This is a genomic window from Planotetraspora sp. A-T 1434 (assembly GCF_025420585.1).
In the GTDB taxonomy this organism is placed as follows: domain Bacteria; phylum Actinomycetota; class Actinomycetes; order Streptosporangiales; family Streptosporangiaceae; genus JAOEGB01.
In genome coordinates, this window is the sequence record NZ_JAOEGB010000063.1 from 1 (window position 1) to 1,534 (window position 1,534).

The window sequence follows — 1,534 nt, forward strand, 5'->3', positions numbered from 1 at the left end:
CCACAACGCCGTTGCGTTTAGCATCGCGGGCGGGAGGCAAGTCCCTTCTCGAAGATCGTGATGTGGGTGTGGAAGCTGTAGGTTTGCGTGGTTGTGGGGTGCTGTCCGGCGTTGGGGCGGTATTTGCTGGTCGGGTTCTTTCGGGTGCGGGCTTTGATCCGGGGTCTGCGCCGGGCGGGTAGGAGCGCGTTCAGGACGGCCTGGCCGATCGCGCCGATCAGATCGACCGGCCGGGCTGGGAAGATCTGGGTGGCGGTGGTCACCGTGTCGCGGGCCGCCTGCAGTAAGACGGTGAAGCTGATCTGGTCCATGTCCAGGCCCGGGCGGGTGAGCGCGGTGTCGGCGGCGGCGTGGATCAGCGCCTGGTAGGCGGTCAGCAGGGCGTAGACCTCCTGCTCGATTCCGCAGATGGTGCGTGAGCGCAGTACGCGGCCGTCCAGCATGGTCGCTTTGAGGGATAGGTAGGTGGTCTCGGCCTGCCAGCGCTGGTGGTAGAGGTCCACCAGTTCGCGGGCGGGGTGGCGGGTGTGGTTGAGCAGGCTGGTGATCAGCCGCCACTGCTGGCTGCGGCTGGTGCCGTCGGCGAGGGTGACGGTAACGCGGGCTTCGATGATGCGGACCGGGAGTAAGACGGGCAGGACGCCGTACCCGATCTGGGCCAGGTAGGAGCCGTCGGGCAGGCGGCGCTCGATGACCGGGCAGCGACGGGCCGAGGAGCGCACCAGGAACTGCGCCCCGGTGGCCGCCAGGTCGTGCAGGAAGCCGGCGGCGTCGAAGCCGGCGTCGGCCAGCATGAGCATGCGGGCGTTCAGTGCGCCCAGCAGCGTGCGCGCGTAGGTGGTCTCGCCGTCGTCGTCGGGACCGAAGGCGGCCGCCAGCAGCGCGCGGGTGCCGCATTCGATGATGACCAGCAGGCGCAGCAGCGGGTACCCGTACTCCATTTGGTCGCCCCCGCGTTTGGGGTAGCGCCAGGTGACCGCTTCGTGGTCGGGGACGTGCAGGTGGGTGCCGTCGATGGCCACGACGCGCAGGCCCCGATAGAACACGCCCGGCACAGCCTGCCCGGCGACCGGCCCGGCCAGAATCTCAAAGAGCCGGCGCAGCGGCGCGACGCCGATCCGGCGCCGGGCCCGTGACAGCGATGACAGGCTTGGCTGAAGGAGGGGCAAGCTTGCCAAAGCGGCGGTGAGCTTGCCCCAGACCGCCCGGTAGGAGCAGTGCTCGAACAACGCCAGCGCCAGGACGAAGTACACCACCACCCGCGAGGGCAGCAGCCGTAGCCTGCGCTCGCGTGTCCCGGTCTCCTCCAGTACCGCGTCCACCAGCTGAAAGTCGACGACCTGGGTGAGCTCGCCGAGATGGCCCGGCGCGTGGACGCCGGGGGCTACCTCGATCGTGCGATGAATGACAGACTTCTCCCGCAACGGGACTCCTGATGATCTTCTGGCTTGGTCGCAAGATGATCTATCAGAAGTCCCGTTGCTTCGTCATCAGGGCTTGACGGACGGCCGATCAGCCAAACGCAACGGCGTTG

At 68.2% G+C, this 1,534-nt stretch carries 1 protein-coding gene; it reads right to left on the bottom strand.

Annotated features, from left to right (window positions below; all coding sequences use genetic code 11):
- Window positions 1-17: 17 nt before the first annotated feature.
- Window positions 18-1,424, bottom strand: a complete 1,407-nt coding sequence (locus N5079_RS34940; RefSeq protein WP_261588511.1) for an IS4 family transposase — start codon at window positions 1,422-1,424, stop codon at window positions 18-20.
- Window positions 1,425-1,534 lie beyond the last annotated feature (110 nt).